Below are 17,297 nucleotides of genomic sequence, written 5' to 3'. Positions count from 1 at the left end.
GGGTGCAGTCCTTTCAGATTGTTGACAAAGGGCTAAAACGAACGAACTCTATTTTATCCTTTGTCTTCTTTTCATTACGTAATATCTTCTAAAATAAGTGCTTTTTCTTGTGTTGAAATATATGACCGCTTCGTAAAGACGCGGTATTCGTTTTCTCTAGTTTTATCTAAAATAGCCTTATAAAAGTGAGCAGCTGCTTTCACTGGTATCCTTGAATAAAGTGGGAATTCATGGAGATGGTCAAAAAATTCCTCATAGTACGCCTCTGCCTCAAAAGCAATATATTCCCATACATGCTGGAAGGCTTGATTGACGATCCCTTCTTGTAATTCTTGCTCTGTATACCCAAATTGATCCATGACTTGTTTTGGCAAATAAATGCGGTTCCTTTCCGCCTTATCCTCACCAATGTCTCGAAGAATATTGGTCAACTGCATGCCAATCCCAAGGGAAATCGCGGCTTCTTTTAGCTGTTCTTTTTTACGCGGTGCAATGATCGGAAGCAGCATTAATCCAACTGTACTTGCGACATGATAGGAATAGATGAGCAGTTCATCTAATGTTTCATATCGATGCTGCTCTAAATCCATCTCCTGTCCTCGCAGCAGGTCACGGAATGGGGATTCATCCATACGAAACTGTTGAAATGTATACTCCAGCGCCACCCACATTGGATCATCACGATCTACTTCTCCTTGCAAGAAACGTTCAAATGCCTCCTGAAAAGACGCCAGTTCTTCCTTTGGTGAAGGAGACTCATCTACAATGTCATCCGCTCTCCTACAAAAAGAATATACGGCCCAAACAGCCTGTCTTTTCTTTTTAGGCAGCATGGAAAAGGCACGATAAAACGTTTTTGAATGGGTTTGAATGGTCTCTTCACATATTTTCAATGCTGTTTGCACATCAACCACTTAGCTTCACTTCCTTTCTGTTGTTCAGCTCTTTAAGCAGTACAGAAGCCATGAGCTTTGCACTTTGCATCACGATCGGTACCCCGCCGCCGGGATGGATGGAAGCACCTACCGCATATAGATTGTCTACATCTGCAACCTTTACTTGCGGGCGAAACACACCTGATTGAAACAAATTAGGAGCGAGTCCAAAGCTGCCACCTTCAAACAATCCTTCTCGCATTGAATCATTCGGTGTTCTCACCTTTTGCCAGACAACCGCCTCTCGCAGCTGTGGAAAGCCTCTTTTCTCAAGACGCTCCACCATTTTATCCACAAAGTCTGTCTCTTGTTCCCAATTGATGTGATCTCCTGATGGAACAGGAATGAGCATATATAGGACACTGCTGCCTTCTGGGGCAAGGGATGGATCGATGATAGATGGATTAAATGTATAAAATGATGGATCTTGAGGTATCGTTTTCGTTTGAAACACCTCTCTCATATGCTGATCAAAGTGTTCTCCCATGAAAAATTGATGAACAGGTGCTTCATCGTATACTTTGTTTAACCCTAGATACACCATCACGCAGCCGGAGGATGGAACGTATTTACGCCGGTCTTGTTCACCTAAACCAAGCTGTTTTAACGCCGCTGGATAATCTCCGTTCATCACAAATGCATCAGCTGCTATGTGCTCATCATTTATTGTTGCCTTGACCACACGTTTCCCCTCAAACTCAAATTGTGCGACTTCTTCACTTTTTCTTATGTGTACACCCGTCTTTAAGAGCTGTCTCTCCAATATATCTACTAAACTCGCATATCCGCCTTTTAAATAGTAAATTCCGTGTGCGTGCTCACTATATGAAACAAGCGAATAAATGGCAGATGCTTCATACGGATTTCCTCCGACATAGAGGGTTTGAAGTGCATATGCATCTCGGAGGCGCTCATCTGAAAAATATTTTTTGAGAGAACTTTGAACGGTTCGATATGCTTTTAATTTCATTAAAATCTTCATGTTCGCTTTTGTAAAAAAGGTTCGTTTTTCATGAAATGATTTTTCTAGAAAAGCTTCCTGCCCTTCTTGAAACCGATCCGTCATTTCTTGCATAAATGTTAAATATCCCTGTTCTTCCTTTGGAAATACACGTTTGATTTCTTCTAGTTGTCGCAGTGTATCAGAGTATTTCGTATAGGAGGTTCCATCTTGATAGTGGATCGTATACAGCGGATCGAGCTGCAAGAGATCAAGAGATGTTTCATCAATGCCTACGTCATGTAAAATGCCTTTTAACATATCAGGAAGTAGGACAATGGTCGGACCTTCATCTACTTTATATCCTTTCTCACGTACAAAAGCAAGTCTCCCGCCGAGCCGTTCATTTTTTTCAACAAGGGTGACATCATGTCCAGCTTTTTTTAAATAGAGGGCTGAGATCATTCCGCCAATACCGCCGCCAGCAATCAATATATGTTTTTTCATGAGGCGCTCCCCTTTTCTTGATGTGGCACTTTTTTGTGCGTATGTTTCTCTTTTGACAGAATCGCATTTGTCGTAATACGCGCTGATTCTAAAATGGTTGGCAATCCGCTGCCTGGGTGGGTTCCTCCACCAACGAGCCAGCAGTGTTTCAACTCATCAAATTCATTATGCGGCCTGAGTACCATCATCTGCGTCAACTGGTGACCAAGATTAAATGTAGCTCCTTCATACACGTACAGCTCTTCTTCCCAGTGCTTCGGCGTGATCATCCGCTCGACTTCAATATGCTGCCTGATATTCTTAAAGCCTGTTTTCCGCTCCAGCGTATCCAGCACAAGCTCTCTAAATTCTTCTTGATGCGCTTCCCAGTCAATACCGCTTTGATTATTGGCAACAGGTGCTAACACATAAAGAGCGGACTTGCCTTTTGGCGCAAGCGAATCATCTGTCACACTTGCATTTTGAATATAAATGGATGGATCATCCGGCAGCTCAAAGGTTTTCGTAATTTCTTTGACGAACTTCGCATAGTCATCGGAAAAAACGATGGTATGATGTGGCTCATCATATATCGTATCTAAACCTAGGTACAGCATAAAGGTGGAACATGAGAATTTTTTCTTTTTCAGTTTCTTCTCGCTATATTTCTTTAAAAGACCCGGCTCTACAAGCTTTGTCATCACGTGTGCAAAATCACCATTTACGACCACCTCATCTGCTTGTATTTCTTCACCAGTTTCTAAGCGAATACCCTTCACTTTCCTGCCTTCCGTCAGCAACTTGTCAACTCCAGTTGATAGATGAAGGGTAGCCCCAGATTCAACAGCTGCCTTTGCCATCGCTTCTGACAGCTGATTCACTCCGCCTTTCGGATGATAAACGCCTGTGTCATGCTCCATAAAGGAAAGAATTGAGAACGCTCCTGGGCATTCCCAAGGTGACATCCCTAAATATTTTGATTGGAATGTAAAGGCATATTTCACTGATTCATTTGAGAAATAATCCGACAGCACATCATATAAGCTTTTATTTAATGAGAGCTGAGGAAGTGCTTTGATGACTTTTGGTCGCAAATAATGATGGAAACGATCCATTTTACTTTGTAGAATCGGTGTTAGGCGGTCCATTTTTCGTTTTGTATCATTCATAAAACGTACATACCCTTCGCCCTCACCAGGTGCAAAGGCTTCTAGCCGTTTGTACATTTCGTCTCGATCTCGAATCATATCAAGCTTCTCATCTTGAAAGATTAATCTATACATTTCTTTTAATTCAATCACATCTATATAATCATAGAGATTTTTACCGGCAAAGGTGAATAGTTCCTCTGCAATATGAATCATACTGAGAAAAGTAGGACCTGTATCAAACGTGAAATCACCAAGTTGAAACTTAGAGTTACGTCCGCCAACAAAGGACTGTTTTTCATATATATGAACATCATGTCCTTTGCTTTGCAACATCATAGCTGCTGCAAGTCCCCCTGGTCCTGCTCCGATCACAATGATTTTCATTATCCTTTTTCCTCCAAATTAATTCACTTTAAGTTAATTATACAAATTGAAACGGTTAGATCAACTTTTGATGTGCTCTAAAAGTCTCATGTTATGTATTAAAAAAGCCGACTTCCTTTCAACAAGTGCAAGAAAGCCGACCCTTTGTTATGCTTCTATATCAATTCGATATGTTTCAAACCAATGATGAATCTGTGCCAAATGGGCAATGAGCTGTGGGCCTTTCATTAACTGACCATACCAAGGAACCTGGAAAGAAGCCCCTTCTGTTTCAATCAGCTGTTTTAATTGATGTGGATCTAAAAATTCATGAAGCACAGAATCCTTTTGCGCGAGACAATCTGTTAACATCTCTTTTACCGCCTGAGTATAAGCAGGATGATGTGTTTTCGGATAAGGGCTCTTCTTGCGATAAAGCACTTCATTCGGTAAAATTCCCTCTAATGCTTTTCTCAAAACCCCTTTTTCCCGATTTCCATACATTTTCATTTCCCAAGGAATATTCCATACATACTCAACAAGACGATGATCTGCGAATGGAACACGTACCTCAAGGCTCGCACCCATGCTCATACGATCTTTTCGATCCAGCAGTGTTGTCATAAACCAAATCATATTTAAATAAAAAAGTTCTCTTCGGGCTTTATCTACTCCAGTTTCCCCATCTAAAAGAGGGGTTTCTGCCACGGTTTCTTCATATTTGCTTTGCGCATATTCCTTCAGTGATAATTTCTTTTGCCATGAGTCTTGAAGAAGCTGAATGCGTGCTTCCGTTGATCTCATCCACGGAAATCCATTGGTTTCGCTTGCCATGTGAAACCATGGGTAACCTCCAAAAATCTCATCTGCACATTCACCTGATAAACCGACAACAAAATCCTTTTTAATTTCTCGGCAGAACCATAGTAAGGATGAATCAATATCTGCCATCCCCGGCAAATCTCGCACTTCAACCGCTTCTTTCAAATAAGAAGCCAGCTCTTTTTGCCCAATGATACAGCTATGATGATTCGTTTGAAACGCTTTGGTCATTCGATCAATCCACGGGCCGTCAGCATTCGGTTGGAATTGACTTGCTTCAAAGAATTGCTCATTTCCGTCGTAATCAATGGAATACGTATGCAGCGGGGCTTTCCCTATTTTCTCAAAATGCTTGGCAGCAATGGCCGTAATGGCACTAGAATCCACTCCGCCCGATAAAAACGTACATACAGGCACATCTGAGACAAGCTGTCTTGTAACAGCATCGGTAAAGAGTTCCTTCACGTGCTGAGCGGTGTCATCAAGCGAATCTGTATGCTGCTTGCTTTTGACATTCCAGTACCTCCACACACGCAAACCATCTTTTGAAAAGGTTAGGGCATGAGCAGGTCTCAGCTCTTTCACCCCTTTAAATACGCCTTGCCCTGGTGTTCTAGACGGCCCTAAACCAAAGATTTCTGATAACCCTTCATGATCCACTTTGGCTTTCATTTCAGGATGAGCTAGAAGTGCTTTGATTTCTGAGCCAAACAAAAAGGAATGATGACGTTCTGTATAGAAAAATGGCTTGACACCGAGCCGGTCTCTCGCTGCAAATAATAATTCACGCTCACTATCCCAGATGACAAATGCAAAAATTCCATTAAAATGGGTCACACACTCTTCCTTCCATTCTGTATAGGCGTGAAGAAGAACCTCTGTATCAGAATGCCCAAGAAAGCGGTGCCCCCTTTTGAATAATTCTTTTCGTATATCCTCCGTGTTATAGAGTTCTCCATTGTATACCACCGTATAATCATGGTGTTGATGGGTATATGTCATCGGCTGCTTTCCGCCTTCAACATCGACAACGGCTAACCGTTTATGGCCGAAAAGAACGTGCTCACTTTTCCACGTATTTGTATCATCCGGCCCTCGTTTAGATAATGTCTCTGTCATTTGATTGATTACATGATCCTGTTGGATGAGCTGCTTTTTAAAGTCTGCCCAGCCTGTTATTCCACACATCATCATCAGCTCCCATCCGTTTTTCATCAAGTGTTCTCATTTAGCCTTTCTTAGTTTATGCATCGTCTCCTTGATAGTTGATTTGTCCTTTTTTCCCCCTGTGTATAGGACAAGCTTCATTTGGTAAGAAAAGAAAGAGGAAAGGAGGTTTTGCGAATGGAGAACCGAATGACATATCTTCAGCAAAACCACCCAAAATGGTGTAACGGGTTCTTACTGATGGAAAACGGTCATTGTCTGATTGAAGACGAAGAAGGAGACATCATGCTGCCTGAAAGCCTTCAAAGTTCTATGATCTGTTTGAAAGAAAAGGAGCGATGGACAAAAGGAGAATTGCTCGGGTCTGTCGTTCTTTGTGAGAATGGGAAGTTGATGGAGGTAAAGGGCGGTGAACGCATTCAATATACAGCGTCTCTTTCAAAAGGGTGGCTTGATTTGCTCATGTTCGTACCCGAAAGCGTTTTTTATCAGATCATTGACTATGTAGAACAGCTTGGCTTTTCCGTCTATGATTGTGTCTTCTCTTCCTTCCACCCTTCTCATCGCGTGTCTTTTTTTCAGTTTTCAGGAGACATGCAATCACTTGCCCTTCAATGCCACCATCATTCGGACGCAAATCAAGTTCACTTGGAATGGACGACATCTGACGGTCACCGGCTGATGTCTCAGTTTGATCTCACATAAAAAGGGCACTGCTTTTGATAAGCAATGCCCTTTTTATCTTAAAAGATATGGAAACCGATCGGCAGACGTAAGCCGAGAAGAATGGTCACAATGGCAACCACGATAAAACCAATGAATACACCCGTCACCGATTTTCCTTTTTTCTTGCGTACAAGGACCATTTCCATGAAACCAATCACAAGAATACCAAGTATCATTTTTCCAACATACTCGCCCCCGTAACCCGGGATTTTCATTCCTGTGCGAACATACAGCTCTACACCCGTTGCAATAATAATCAAGTAAAATAGGCGTACGATCATATGCACAATTTTAGCGCCTTTATCGTTTTTACCTGCTAATGCAAAGGCAACGAAAAATAAAATAATACCTAGCACCCACGCTGTAATATGTAAATGTGTTCCCATTTGTGATTTCCCCCTTTATCAGAACAATTACCTTCTCATCGTACCACGAAATAAGTCGAACACAAAGCGACAATCCTGTGTCAACACGCCTTTATTTGACGCGATTTGATAACGTCCCAATTGGTTCAATTGTTACTTCAACCTGATCGCCTGAGGCTAAAAATTTTGGCGGTTCAAAACCTTTGCCGACTCCAGAAGGTGTACCTGTTGCAATGATGTCTCCCGCTTCCAGCGTCATCCCTTTTGAAAGAGTTGACACAATGTCTTCAATTGGGAAGATCATTAATTCCGTACTGGCAGACTGACGAACCTCTCCGTTTACCTTTGTTTCCACATGGAGTGCTCCATGATCCTCGATCACTGACTTGTGAACGATATAAGGTCCCATTGGACAAGTTGTATCTAAGCTTTTTCCGATGAAAAATTGTTTGTGTTTTTTCTGCAAATCTCTTGCCGTTATATCATTTAAAATGGTGTAACCGAAAATGTAATCGTGGACCTTTTCAGGAGCAATATTCTTTCCTGTTTTGCCAATGACAATGGCAAGCTCCCCTTCGTAATCCAATTCACTTGTCACATCTTCATGGAGAAGAATGTCCGCTTCATGCCCTACAACAGAGGTAGGCGCCTTTGTAAAGATCATCACGTCTTTAGGAATATCTGCCGCACTTCCCATTTCCATGACGTGATCTTGATAGTTTTTCCCAACACACATGATGTTTTTCGTTGGTTTTGGAATCGGTGCATGGAGTGTCACGTCCGAAAGCGGATAGACATAAGAGCCGCGGTCTTCTTCTTTTTTCTCCGCCCAATCAAGAAGCTGTTTGACGTGTTCGACAAACTTGTCCCCCATGTTGATGCATTCAGATAAAGAGTTTGGCAATGTTTCTAGCTCAAATAGTTTTGCTTCTGCCTTTTTGACGTCCATCACCCATTCATCATCAATGACGACCCCGATAAACAATCTGTTATGTATCTCACCTGTAAAAAACTTCATGTTTTCCCCTCACAATCTTCATTTCAATACATTATGATGTCTCATTTTTATTTCTCTACGAAATAAAAAAAACCCTTTTTTATCATACTCTCTTTTAAAAAGGGTTTCAAAAATGAAGACCTGACATTTAGCGGTAGCGTCGATACTCCCACATATTCCCTTGATCCCATTTACGATCAACATTTCCTTGATGGCGGGAATGATGTTTTTTCTTCCCGCATCTTCGGCAAGAGTGACTCCGTTTGTGATGAGAACGTTTAGATCGATGGCTACGGTGTGATTTGCGGCAGCTTTTCTTATGATGTGATCTATGTTTGCTGCGGCATGATTTTTTTGGTTCACTCTTTTTGCTACGGCAAGACTTTTTGCTTTTATACGACTTTTTGCTTTTGCATGATTTCTTGCTTCTATACGACTTTTTGCTTTTGCATGGTTTCTCGCTCTTTACACTTTTCTTTGAGCAGCGACTTTTTTTAGAGCGATAGCTTTTTTTAGAACGATAGCTTTTATGGCTTTTTTTGCTGCGATGTGACTTACGGCAACCTCCTCCACCAAAGAACCAGTGACGGCGATTTGAATGACGAGAACGAGATGATTTGTGCGAATGTCCCGATTCTGGTTCACGATCTAAGTGTTGATCACGCCCCTCACTTCGAAGTGAATCAACTGCATGTTCAATATGCGAATGATCAAATGTGCTCACGAACAATTCCCCTCCCAAACTGTGCTCTGACAAAACAAACAGACAAAGCTGTTTATCTTCTCTGCTTTATGTTACGAGACTCGATAGACAAGTGTTCTTGGCGAATGCCTCTTTCTTAGAAAACTCCATGAATACCTACCAGCAGGTACAGGACATTCCTTCAATTTCATATAGTGGAGGAGAATAGGAGGGTGATGAACGCATGGACACAGAACCTTTAAAACAACTGGATATCTGGATTCATCCAAAAGATCTCATGGAATTAAAAAAGGACGTATGGAACGATGAACCCGTCGAGGCCATTCTGAAAACCGGCCAAACCAAGTCACATATTTATGCCTCATACCGAGGATCGCACATCCGAAAACTCAAGAAAAAATCCTATCAAATTGAATATCGAAAACCAAAGCAAAGACAGGGCGAATCCCTTTTTCACTTAAATGCAGAGTACAATGATCCTTCTTTCATTCGCAACAGGCTGTCTTTTTATTTCTTTGAACAAATGGGCGTGTTCAGCCCGTCCGCTTCTCATGTGTTTCTGACCATTAATGGAAGAAAAGAAGGCATTTATTTAAAAATAGAATCTGTAGATGAGCTGTTCCTCCAAAAACGACAGCTGCATGGAGGCGGCATTTATTATGCTGTAGATGATGACGCCAATTTCTCTCTTTTAAGTTCATTTGATAAAAAGCCAAAAAAACATCTTCTTCTCGGTTATGAGAAAAAAACGGGAACTCCTAAACACGACAAGCAGCTGAGTGAATTTATTTACTTTTTGAACACCGCAAGGGACGACACGTTTGCAAATAAGATTGAGCAGTACCTTGATGTAACACAATATTTCCGCTGGCTCATTGGTGTCGTGTGTACCCAAAATTTTGATGGCTTTGTTCATAACTATGCGCTTTATGTGAATGATCAAGGAAGGTTTCAAGTAATGCCTTGGGATTATGATGCGACTTGGGGTCGTGATATTCACGGAGAAGAAATGGCGTTTGATTATATTCCAGTCAGCGGTTTCAATACATTAACCGCTAGATTGCTAGACATCCGTGCATTTAAAAGAGACTATTATGCCCTTTTCCAGCACGTACTAGATACACATTTTTTAGAAAAACGACTTCTCCCCATCATTGAGACATGGCATGCTTCGATTGAGCAGCGAATTGGAGATGATCCATATACGAAAAACCGACAAGACATGCTGCGTTCAGAGCGAGAATTAATCCGACAGTATATCAACAAAAGACGACGTTATTTACAAACTGAGATTAAAAAAGAGACATCGCGCCTGTAAACAAACTTTCGAATTTTGTCACTTTAGTTCTCATATTGACGAAAGAGCTTTTTTTATAGAAAAATAGGGTATACTAACCATATCCTTCTATTTGATAAAAAATGTGAGAGTTGGCGTCCGTTATGATCAATTATGAAATTGAACAAAAAAGATTACATTTGATTGAGACCGCAAAAAAATTCGGAATGAATGCCGAAGAAACCATCAGGTGCAGTCAAGAGCTTGACACACTCTTAAATAAAGGCATCAAAACCACCTCTAAAGAATGCTCGAATAAAGGGTAAACCATACACTTCATTCCTCTCATCAAAGTTCTTCAAAAAGACAATCACATATTAAAAGACCCATCATAAGCTATGGTGAAACGCCCAAAAAAACGAAGTGCCCTATTTTTCTAAAGGATGTGCACCGCTATGCCGGCTATTGTTGGAGCCTTTAAAGTAAATGCCGTCGGAACGAGCGGAGTCGTTCATGTTGGAGACTGCATCACCATTTCTCCAAATAGTCAGGTTAAAACGTTTGCCGGCGCAGGCAGTTTTAACACTGGTGATCAATTACGCATTAGCAACTATAAAAGTGTGACAAATACGTATGATAGTGATGTCATTGATCAACCGCTTGTTGGTAACTTGTAAGGAGTGAGAATCCGTTGAACTTCTATATTAATCAAGCGATACAAATTAATTACTTACGTGTGGAGTCTGTGAGTAACTCATCCGTTCTGCAAATCGGCAGTGCTGGATCAATCAAAGCACTCTCCAATCTGTATAACACTGGTAGCTATGTAGAAGCAGCACCTGCCGCAGCAGGCACACAAGGAATTGAAGAGTCTCAAGGCGCAAGCACGGCACCTTTTGTACCGCTTCAGTCACCAACAACATAAGTTCATCTGCAATCCCCGGAGGTGTATGCATATGTATGACTATCAAAACAGCGCTTCACAAATGTATGGCATCATTCAAAAGCAAACACAGCAAATCATGATGCTTGAAAAAAGGCTTAACGAGCTTCAGCAGGAAATGCAAATGATCAAAGATAAACCGACAACAACGATTGAACGGATTGATTATCAATTTGATCAACTGAAAATCGAGCGGCTGGAAGGCACATTAAATATCGGCCTCAATCCATCTGATCCAAATAGTGTTCAAAATTTTGAAGTGGGCCAAACAACAACCCCGGGAATTGGAATGATGCAGCAAGAAATGGCTGATCAATTTTTCAATCAAACACGCCAGCTTGTCGATGCATTCTTAAATGAAGAAGCACCGCAGCTTCTTGAAGAACTAGAGCAGCGATACGAAGGCTCGCTTGATGAAAGCAACAAACACCATATCATTGAGGACATTCGAAAACAAATAGACAGCAGAATCAAATATTATGCGGGGCAGCTGCCACAAAGGGAAGATATGACCCCGCTTCAACGTTCCGAGCAAATTGCTGAATACGTGAAACATGATGTCAAACGGGCAATCGAGCACTTTTTAGCCCATATTCCAAATGAAACGAAAGGAGAGGAAAACGGATGAATTTCACAGTCGTCAACCGCAACATCGAAACCGGAAGCATTAAAGTAGTTGGGGTATCGTCCTCTTCCCTATTTATTATTGGGGACACGGACCATGTACAACTGTCATCAATTTTCGATACACCGCCAGAATCATTAATTATTGGCCCGTTTGTTCCTCTAGCCCCTCGATAATGATCAAGCGCACATCTCAAGTGAAGTTCTCGAAGGTGAATTCTGTCGGGATTTCAAGTGTTGTTCAAATTGGTGATACACAAGAGCTATGCCCGAACGTGAAGGTGCTAGCTGTTCAGCGAACGATTAGTTTGTTTTATGGAAATGAAGCTGAAAACCTAGATGAAAAAGAATTTGAAGTGTATTATGAGCCGATCCCATTGATGCTGCCAGAACGAGCGGTTAGAACGGCCTTTTATCATGAAAAGCCTCTCATTAAAGTGTCGTCCATTCATGTAGAAGGGGTCTCTTCCTCCTCTATCTATCAAATTGGCTCTACGTGCGGAATAAATGCCGTTGCGCGAGTGAAGCATATTCGAGAGTTATTTAGCAACAATGACGAACATCCGCCAAACTCACAATTGGACCTACCTGCGCATATGATGGTGATATGACTTCGAATAAAGGATGTCGATTATGCCAGCAATTGTCGGACCCATTTACATTAACTCGATTTCTGGGGGCGTCGTAAACGTCGGTGACTCATTTTATCTTTCGCCTAAAAGTTCTTCAAAATCTGCTTTAGGCTCTGGAGCGGGGAATACCGGAGATTTCTTGATTTTAAATAATGGCATTAGCGCCACCAACTATGTGGATCCTGACTTAAATGATCAGAATATGGTAGGCAATGCATAAAGCGGCTCCTCTACACTCATTTCATTTAGAGGAGCGCTTTTATGCTTATTTCTTTCTGCGTTGTCTTGATTTCTTTGTTTTGACCAGCTTGCTTGCCGGCTGCTTTCGAATCCATTTGATGTACGGAACAAGCTTTTCATCTTGTCTTAGTGCATCCAGCGTATTCAAACGTACGGCAAGCTCCTGGTTTGTATAAAGAGCATGTACTTGTTTATGGCAAGGGATACACAGGAAGGCAGTCGGTAGAAAAGCCCCGCCCTCTTCTTTTGGGGTCAAGTGATGTTCCGTAAGGACGACCTCTTGTCTTCCGCACAGCTCACATAATCCAATCGTTTGCTTTGCCATCCTGAGATCACCTCACTTTACATTAATTCCATCGAGACTGTTGTTCCTTTCCCGCTTGGATCTGCGGGGTGGACAATCAGTTTCTTAGGCAGTCTCATCTTTAATTCTTCCACATGGCTGATCACACCAACAGCCAAATTTTGAGATTGTAGCTTCTCTAATGCTGTAATCACCGTATCTAACAAGTCTTGATCGAGTGTACCAAATCCTTCATCTAAGAAGAAGAATTGCAGCGGGAACTCACCTCTCAGCTGAATTTGTGCAGACAGAGCAAGGGCAAGTGCTAAAGACGTCAGGAAAGTTTCTCCCCCAGACAAGCTGGATACCGGACGTCTGACACCTCCATTGGCATCATCCCGCATCACAAAACCGCCCTCTGAATCGACTTCAATGGCATACCTTTGTCTTGTCAAAATCCCAAGACGATGAGAAGCATCACGGCTGACACTTTCTAGCTGTTCTTCTGCTAGGAACTCAACAAATGTATTCCCTTTAAACACAATTTGAAGCTTATCCAGCCGGTCAATTTCTTGCTGCAGTTCTTCAAGGCGTTCATGAATGCTTGCAAAGCGCTGATGGTTTGCTTCAATCACTCGCAGATGCTCCTGTGCAGATCCACTCAGCGCTGTCGCTTCTTCAAGCGCTTTTTCCGCCGCTTCTTTTTTTAGTTGAATGTCTGTCCACTCGTCTTCATCCAGCGACTCACCTTTTAACAGTTCCGAAATTCGCTTTAAGTTTGCTGCACATTGCTTTCTTTTATCCTCAAATTCCTCAATTTCCTGTTTGACTGTAAGACGTACAGATCGATCCATTAAAGCAGGTGCTATCTCCTGAGGATGAGCAAAAGGAGTAGATGCTGTTTCTTTTTGCCACGCTTTCTCAGCTTCTTGTTTTCGCCGCTTAGCCTCTTGGAGCTGACGTTCACTGCTTGAGAAATGGCTTTGCGCCTCACTAAATAATTGCTGTGCATGCTTAAATTGCTCGTACGAATGCTGTTCTTTTTCATTTAGATGAGCAAGAGATTGTTGAACTTCGTCCAGTTCATCAGAAAGAGAAGCGGCTTTTAAAGGATATCGCTGTAAATCTGTTTCATATTGATCGATCAGGTGCTGCTGGCTTCCCAGCTGATGCGCCAGCTTATCGAGTTCCTTCTCTAGATCGTATATGGCTGTTTGCAGATGCTCTTTTGCCTGCTGTTTTTCCTCTAGAAAAGAAATACTCTTCTCAATACGCTCTTGATAACCTTCCGCTTGTTGATCCTTTTCGTCAATTTGTTGCTGCATTTCCTGCACTTGGTTGATTGTCAGGTGAGGAAAGGTCTGTTCAAATTGCGTCAGTTGTTCGGAAAGCTCAGATCGAAGCTCCTTGATCAGCATGTCTAATTCCTGCATGCGCTGCTGCTCAAATGTCAGTTGATCTTTTACTTTGCTCATTTCTGCCGCTTGATCATAAGTGACGTCCATTAAACGAGCTCGTTTGCTTTCGATTGCTTGAATATCTTGTTTTACGCCTTTCCATTCTTGAATCAGCTGGTGCAAAGACTGCGGATTCTGTACTGCTTCTACTGCTGCAGCTACTTCCGAATCGGGGGCTTTTTGAGATAAAAAGGAGAACTGTTTGACTAATTGATTGGCATGCGTTTCAAGCAGCTGCTTTGCAGCAAACATGTCTCTAGCATATTCCTCTGCCAGCTTGAGCTCTTTATCCATTTTTACAATCCATTCATCAATTTGGGCAACCGTTTCTTCATGGTCATTGTCTATCACAGCCTTTGGATCATGATGAATCGATCCACAAACAGGACATGGTTCACCGTCTACTAGCTCTGCCGCTAATTCTTTTCTTAATTCTGCAGATCTGACAACATCACGCTGTTTTAATTTTTCTTGTTTTTTGTCCTGCTCTTTATGACTCCATTCTGTAAGACCTCGTTCAAATTCACATACATAAAAATACAATTGCTCTATCGCTTGAAACGATTGATTTATTTTTTCATGATGATCTTTTTGCTGTTTTTGAAGCTTTTCATACGATTGTGTCGCCTGTGCTGAACGCTGTCTTAGCTCCTCAATCTTTTGTTCTTCCTTTTGAATGCTCACATTCATTCTTTGAACATTTTCACTGAAACGAAGTGCGTCTTGTACAAGTTTCCGCTCTTTGACAGAGACTTGTAATTGTTCCAGCTCATGCTTCAACTGTGTTTGTTTCGCAAGCGCACGCTCTAATAAAGATTGCACGTTTTCGGCTTCCGCTTTTTTTTGAGTCAATTGCTGCGCTTTTTCATTGTTTTGCTGCTCTAGTACGGTCTTTTCCTGAAGTGCTGTTTCTTTTTTTCGTTCAATTTCTTTTAATTGAATAAGCTGCTCTTTCTTTTGAAGAAGCCCTGGCTCATTTTCCATTTTCTTTTGCCGCGTTTGCTCATACTCCTGCGTCATTTGATCATAGATCGTTCGTTGATGAAGTAAATGTTTTTCTGCTTCCTGCTTCTCTTTTGATACTTGAGAGAGCTGCTTTTCAGCCTTTGTTAATGCATCCGCATAAGGCTTTAATGTCTCTGCCTGCTCTGCAATGTGAAGTTGATTCTTTTTCTCTTCCATCGTGGATGCCAGCAGATTGAGGTTGTGTTGTTCCTTCTCGTACGCTTCTTGTTCCTTTTGATACTGCCAGATGGCTTGCGCTTTTGTAAAAGCAGTGAACGCTTCGTCCCGCGTTTGTTTTTTCTCATGAAAAATAGCTTGCGCCTGCGCAGCTGCTTCTTTAGCTTTCGCTAATGCCTCTGGACCAGCTTCTCCTAATCCAGTCAGTTCAGCCAGCAGTTCGTTTTTCTGTCCATAGTGATTTTGAGCCTTTGCGCGTAAACGTTTGACGAGCTGATCACCATATTTCTCCAAATTAAACAAACGCTGCAGCATTTGGCGTCTGTCGGCTCCTTTCAATGAAAGGAATTCCGCAAACTTTCCTTGGGGTAAAACAACCGCTCTCGTAAAATCGTCAATGGTTAAACCAAGTAATTCTTCTATTTTACGATTGACCTCACTTGCTTTATCTGCAAGAACTGTCTGCGTATCACCAATTTCAATCAATCGGCATAACGTCGTTCTAACCTTCATTTCATCTGCCCGTTTAAAGGCACGTTCCACTTTATAAGAAATATGGTGTTCTCTTTGCAAAGCGAACGTAAAGGAGACAGACAGCTTTTCTTCAGCTTGGTTCAAAATACCATGCGTATTATTGAGTGCACGTTCGACCTTGCCATAGAGTGCGAGTGTCATGGCATCTAATATGGACGATTTTCCGCTTCCAGTCGGTCCAAAAATACCAAACACACCTGCATCACATAAGGAGCTAAAGTCAATGGTTTGCTCTTCTCTGAAGCTATGAAGTCCTTTAATGGTTAGCGTGATCGGCTTCAATTCGCTTCCTCCTCTTGCATGTCATTGGCAAGCTCTAAAAATAGCTTGACAGTTTTTTCATCAGGTAGACCTCCACCTGTCTGACGCTCATAAAATTTCACGAACCGCTCTTCAATCGAGAGCTTTTCCACTTGTTTTTGTTCTTCTTTTTGCTGTAACTCTTTAAACTTTGGTCTAATATGGACAAATCCACTATGCTGTTTTCTCAGCTGATGAATTTGTTCGATCGACAGCTGATCTGTTAAGTGAATCTCTAAATCAATCCAGGCTTGAAGATCCCGCTTTTCATCCAGCCAACTGTGTACTTGGCTCAGCCCTTCAGTCGCCTTCCACTTCATAAGTGGTTTACCGCTTGATAAAAACACTTCTTTCCAGCTTGCTGTTTCATTCGGTTTTGCATCCACAATGGTGACTGATTTGGCGTAGCCTGCTTCAGAAAAGCTGTATGCAAGTGGAGATCCAGAATAGCGGGCAATCGTTTTGGCACGTTTAATGGTTTGTGGGCGATGCAAATGCCCCAATGCGACATAACAAGCCGCCTCAGGCAGACTTTCGGCCGCAACGGTATATGCGCCTCCCACTTCAATCGGCCTTTCCGAATCCGTTTGACTGCCACCTGCCACATAAATATGACTTGTTGCGATATTGACCGTATCCGCCTGAAATTGGTTGCTTAAATGTTGAAACATTTGTTGTATTTTTAAATTGTACTGATCACGAAGCAGTTTCTCTTCAAATGTTTCAGCCAGCACTTCGTTTAGCCTTGCTTCGGACGGGTAAGCGAGTGCTGCAATAGATAGACGTTCACTTGCAGAAGGAACATCGACATGAATTAAATCATTTGTCGGATATCCAATTAAATGAATCCCCTGCTCATTCGTTAAAGGAGATGCGGCTGATAAACGGTCTGGGTTATCATGGTTGCCAGAGATCACAACCACCTGACGCTTTCCTTTATCAGATAATGCAGACAGACTTTCATAAAAAAGCTGTTCTGCGCGAGCAGGAGGGTTCACTGTATCAAAGGCATCACCGGCCATCACAATGACATCAATGTGTTCATCCTTGACAATTTGATTCAATTCATCTAAAAATTCAGCCTGCTCCTCAAGCCTACTTCGGCCTTCAAGGGTTTTCCCTAGATGCCAATCCGCTGTATGAAGAATCCTCATGTGATTCACCTCTCATT

The 17,297-nt window shown here is 42.0% G+C and carries 19 protein-coding genes; 9 read left to right on the top strand and 10 right to left on the bottom strand.

The genetic code is table 11. From position 1 onward, the window contains the following. Nucleotides 1–74: 74 nt before the first annotated feature. From MHI58_RS05370 to asnB, 4 genes are all read right to left on the bottom strand, one after another. Nucleotides 75–914: a phytoene/squalene synthase family protein gene (locus MHI58_RS05370; RefSeq protein ID WP_024720032.1), complete on the bottom strand. Its 840-nt coding sequence runs from the start codon at nucleotides 912–914 to the stop codon at nucleotides 75–77. Then, nucleotides 907–2,382, bottom strand: coding sequence for an NAD(P)/FAD-dependent oxidoreductase (locus MHI58_RS05365; RefSeq protein ID WP_041507485.1), 1,476 nt, complete (start codon nucleotides 2,380–2,382; stop codon nucleotides 907–909). Before MHI58_RS05365 ends, MHI58_RS05370 begins: the two co-directional genes overlap by 8 nt. Continuing rightward, nucleotides 2,379–3,896: an NAD(P)/FAD-dependent oxidoreductase gene (locus MHI58_RS05360; RefSeq protein WP_045034703.1), complete on the bottom strand. Its 1,518-nt coding sequence runs from the start codon at nucleotides 3,894–3,896 to the stop codon at nucleotides 2,379–2,381. Before MHI58_RS05360 ends, MHI58_RS05365 begins: the two co-directional genes overlap by 4 nt. A gap of 147 nt (nucleotides 3,897–4,043) precedes the next feature. Next, complete coding sequence (asnB, locus tag MHI58_RS05355) at nucleotides 4,044–5,885, bottom strand: asparagine synthase (glutamine-hydrolyzing) (protein WP_045034756.1); 1,842 nt, start codon at nucleotides 5,883–5,885, stop codon at nucleotides 4,044–4,046. A gap of 156 nt (nucleotides 5,886–6,041) precedes the next feature. Between asnB and MHI58_RS05350 the strand changes: the two genes are divergently transcribed. Further along, nucleotides 6,042–6,569 (top strand): DUF2777 family protein, encoded by a 528-nt coding sequence (locus MHI58_RS05350; protein ID WP_045034704.1) that lies wholly within the window; start codon nucleotides 6,042–6,044, stop codon nucleotides 6,567–6,569. 38 nt (nucleotides 6,570–6,607) lie between these two features. On the opposite strand, the gene MHI58_RS05345 is transcribed toward MHI58_RS05350, so the two are convergent. The 3 genes from MHI58_RS05345 to MHI58_RS05335 form a co-directional block, all read right to left on the bottom strand. Then, entirely contained in the window at nucleotides 6,608–6,976 is a 369-nt protein-coding gene (locus MHI58_RS05345; RefSeq protein WP_007499115.1) for a YisL family protein, read from the bottom strand. 91 nt (nucleotides 6,977–7,067) lie between these two features. Then, nucleotides 7,068–7,973 carry a fumarylacetoacetate hydrolase family protein gene (locus MHI58_RS05340; protein ID WP_045034705.1) on the bottom strand — a complete coding sequence of 302 codons (906 nt, stop codon included), beginning with the start codon at nucleotides 7,971–7,973 and terminating at the stop codon, nucleotides 7,068–7,070. Between the two features lie 18 nt (nucleotides 7,974–7,991). Then, entirely contained in the window at nucleotides 7,992–8,315 is a 324-nt protein-coding gene (locus MHI58_RS05335) for a hypothetical protein (protein ID WP_045034706.1), read from the bottom strand. 563 nt (nucleotides 8,316–8,878) lie between these two features. On the opposite strand from MHI58_RS05335, the gene MHI58_RS05330 reads away from it, so the two are divergent. The 8 genes from MHI58_RS05330 to MHI58_RS05295 all read left to right on the top strand — a co-directional run bounded on the left by MHI58_RS05330 (nucleotide 8,879) and on the right by MHI58_RS05295 (nucleotide 12,350). Further along, the gene (locus MHI58_RS05330) at nucleotides 8,879–9,973 is read left to right on the top strand and encodes a CotH kinase family protein (protein ID WP_045034708.1); all 1,095 of its coding nucleotides are present in this window, start codon (nucleotides 8,879–8,881) and stop codon (nucleotides 9,971–9,973) included. 122 nt (nucleotides 9,974–10,095) lie between these two features. Beyond that, nucleotides 10,096–10,257, top strand: coding sequence for an aspartyl-phosphate phosphatase Spo0E family protein (locus tag MHI58_RS05325; RefSeq protein WP_008348605.1), 162 nt, complete (start codon nucleotides 10,096–10,098; stop codon nucleotides 10,255–10,257). 129 nt (nucleotides 10,258–10,386) lie between these two features. Then, nucleotides 10,387–10,608 carry a spore germination protein gene (locus MHI58_RS05320; RefSeq protein WP_003211745.1) on the top strand — a complete coding sequence of 74 codons (222 nt, stop codon included), beginning with the start codon at nucleotides 10,387–10,389 and terminating at the stop codon, nucleotides 10,606–10,608. Nucleotides 10,609–10,622: 14 nt separating this feature from the next. Next, the gene (locus MHI58_RS05315) at nucleotides 10,623–10,856 is read left to right on the top strand and encodes a spore germination protein GerPB (protein WP_003210877.1); all 234 of its coding nucleotides are present in this window, start codon (nucleotides 10,623–10,625) and stop codon (nucleotides 10,854–10,856) included. A 31-nt stretch (nucleotides 10,857–10,887) separates the two neighbouring features. Beyond that, complete coding sequence (locus tag MHI58_RS05310; RefSeq protein WP_008348607.1) at nucleotides 10,888–11,502, top strand: spore germination protein GerPC; 615 nt, start codon at nucleotides 10,888–10,890, stop codon at nucleotides 11,500–11,502. Next, nucleotides 11,499–11,675 (top strand): germination protein GerPD, encoded by a 177-nt coding sequence (locus MHI58_RS05305; protein ID WP_003210893.1) that lies wholly within the window; start codon nucleotides 11,499–11,501, stop codon nucleotides 11,673–11,675. The genes MHI58_RS05310 and MHI58_RS05305 overlap by 4 nt, the downstream gene beginning before the upstream one ends. Then, a complete protein-coding gene (locus MHI58_RS05300; RefSeq protein ID WP_045034709.1) occupies nucleotides 11,675–12,109 on the top strand; it encodes a spore germination protein GerPE in 435 nt (144 codons plus the stop codon). Before MHI58_RS05305 ends, MHI58_RS05300 begins: the two co-directional genes overlap by 1 nt. A gap of 22 nt (nucleotides 12,110–12,131) precedes the next feature. Continuing rightward, nucleotides 12,132–12,350, top strand: a complete 219-nt coding sequence (locus MHI58_RS05295) for a spore germination protein (RefSeq protein ID WP_003211468.1) — start codon at nucleotides 12,132–12,134, stop codon at nucleotides 12,348–12,350. Between the two features lie 45 nt (nucleotides 12,351–12,395). On the opposite strand, the gene MHI58_RS05290 is transcribed toward MHI58_RS05295, so the two are convergent. Genes MHI58_RS05290 through sbcD form a run of 3 tightly spaced genes read right to left on the bottom strand, consistent with a single transcriptional unit; the run spans nucleotide 12,396 to nucleotide 17,280 of the window. Further along, the gene (locus MHI58_RS05290) at nucleotides 12,396–12,695 is read right to left on the bottom strand and encodes a hypothetical protein (protein WP_045034710.1); all 300 of its coding nucleotides are present in this window, start codon (nucleotides 12,693–12,695) and stop codon (nucleotides 12,396–12,398) included. Between the two features lie 17 nt (nucleotides 12,696–12,712). Further along, nucleotides 12,713–16,108, bottom strand: a complete 3,396-nt coding sequence (gene sbcC, locus MHI58_RS05285; protein ID WP_045034711.1) for an exonuclease subunit SbcC — start codon at nucleotides 16,106–16,108, stop codon at nucleotides 12,713–12,715. Continuing rightward, nucleotides 16,105–17,280 carry an exonuclease subunit SbcD gene (sbcD, locus tag MHI58_RS05280; protein ID WP_007499123.1) on the bottom strand — a complete coding sequence of 392 codons (1,176 nt, stop codon included), beginning with the start codon at nucleotides 17,278–17,280 and terminating at the stop codon, nucleotides 16,105–16,107. Before sbcD ends, sbcC begins: the two co-directional genes overlap by 4 nt. Nucleotides 17,281–17,297 lie beyond the last annotated feature (17 nt).

The organism is Bacillus sp. FSL K6-2869 (assembly GCF_040869405.1).
GTDB lineage: Bacteria > Bacillota > Bacilli > Bacillales > Bacillaceae > Bacillus > Bacillus altitudinis.
Note: the sequence above shows the minus strand (reverse complement) of the source record. Positions and strands in the feature narration are given on the sequence as shown.

Coding starts and splice junctions, on each gene's coding strand:
- MHI58_RS05365 (WP_041507485.1), bottom strand. CDS start 2,382: ATGAAAAAACATATATTGATTGCTGGCGGCGGTATTGGCGGAATGATC.
- MHI58_RS05360 (WP_045034703.1), bottom strand. CDS start 3,896: ATGAAAATCATTGTGATCGGAGCAGGACCAGGGGGACTTGCAGCAGCT.
- asnB (WP_045034756.1), bottom strand. CDS start 5,885: ATGTGTGGAATAACAGGCTGGGCAGACTTTAAAAAGCAGCTCATCCAA.
- MHI58_RS05350 (WP_045034704.1), top strand. CDS start 6,042: ATGGAGAACCGAATGACATATCTTCAGCAAAACCACCCAAAATGGTGT.
- MHI58_RS05345 (WP_007499115.1), bottom strand. CDS start 6,976: ATGGGAACACATTTACATATTACAGCGTGGGTGCTAGGTATTATTTTA.
- MHI58_RS05340 (WP_045034705.1), bottom strand. CDS start 7,973: ATGAAGTTTTTTACAGGTGAGATACATAACAGATTGTTTATCGGGGTC.
- MHI58_RS05330 (WP_045034708.1), top strand. CDS start 8,879: ATGGACACAGAACCTTTAAAACAACTGGATATCTGGATTCATCCAAAA.
- MHI58_RS05325 (WP_008348605.1), top strand. CDS start 10,096: ATGATCAATTATGAAATTGAACAAAAAAGATTACATTTGATTGAGACC.
- MHI58_RS05320 (WP_003211745.1), top strand. CDS start 10,387: ATGCCGGCTATTGTTGGAGCCTTTAAAGTAAATGCCGTCGGAACGAGC.
- MHI58_RS05310 (WP_008348607.1), top strand. CDS start 10,888: ATGTATGACTATCAAAACAGCGCTTCACAAATGTATGGCATCATTCAA.
- MHI58_RS05305 (WP_003210893.1), top strand. CDS start 11,499: ATGAATTTCACAGTCGTCAACCGCAACATCGAAACCGGAAGCATTAAA.
- MHI58_RS05300 (WP_045034709.1), top strand. CDS start 11,675: ATGATCAAGCGCACATCTCAAGTGAAGTTCTCGAAGGTGAATTCTGTC.
- MHI58_RS05295 (WP_003211468.1), top strand. CDS start 12,132: ATGCCAGCAATTGTCGGACCCATTTACATTAACTCGATTTCTGGGGGC.
- MHI58_RS05290 (WP_045034710.1), bottom strand. CDS start 12,695: ATGGCAAAGCAAACGATTGGATTATGTGAGCTGTGCGGAAGACAAGAG.
- sbcD (WP_007499123.1), bottom strand. CDS start 17,280: ATGAGGATTCTTCATACAGCGGATTGGCATCTAGGGAAAACCCTTGAA.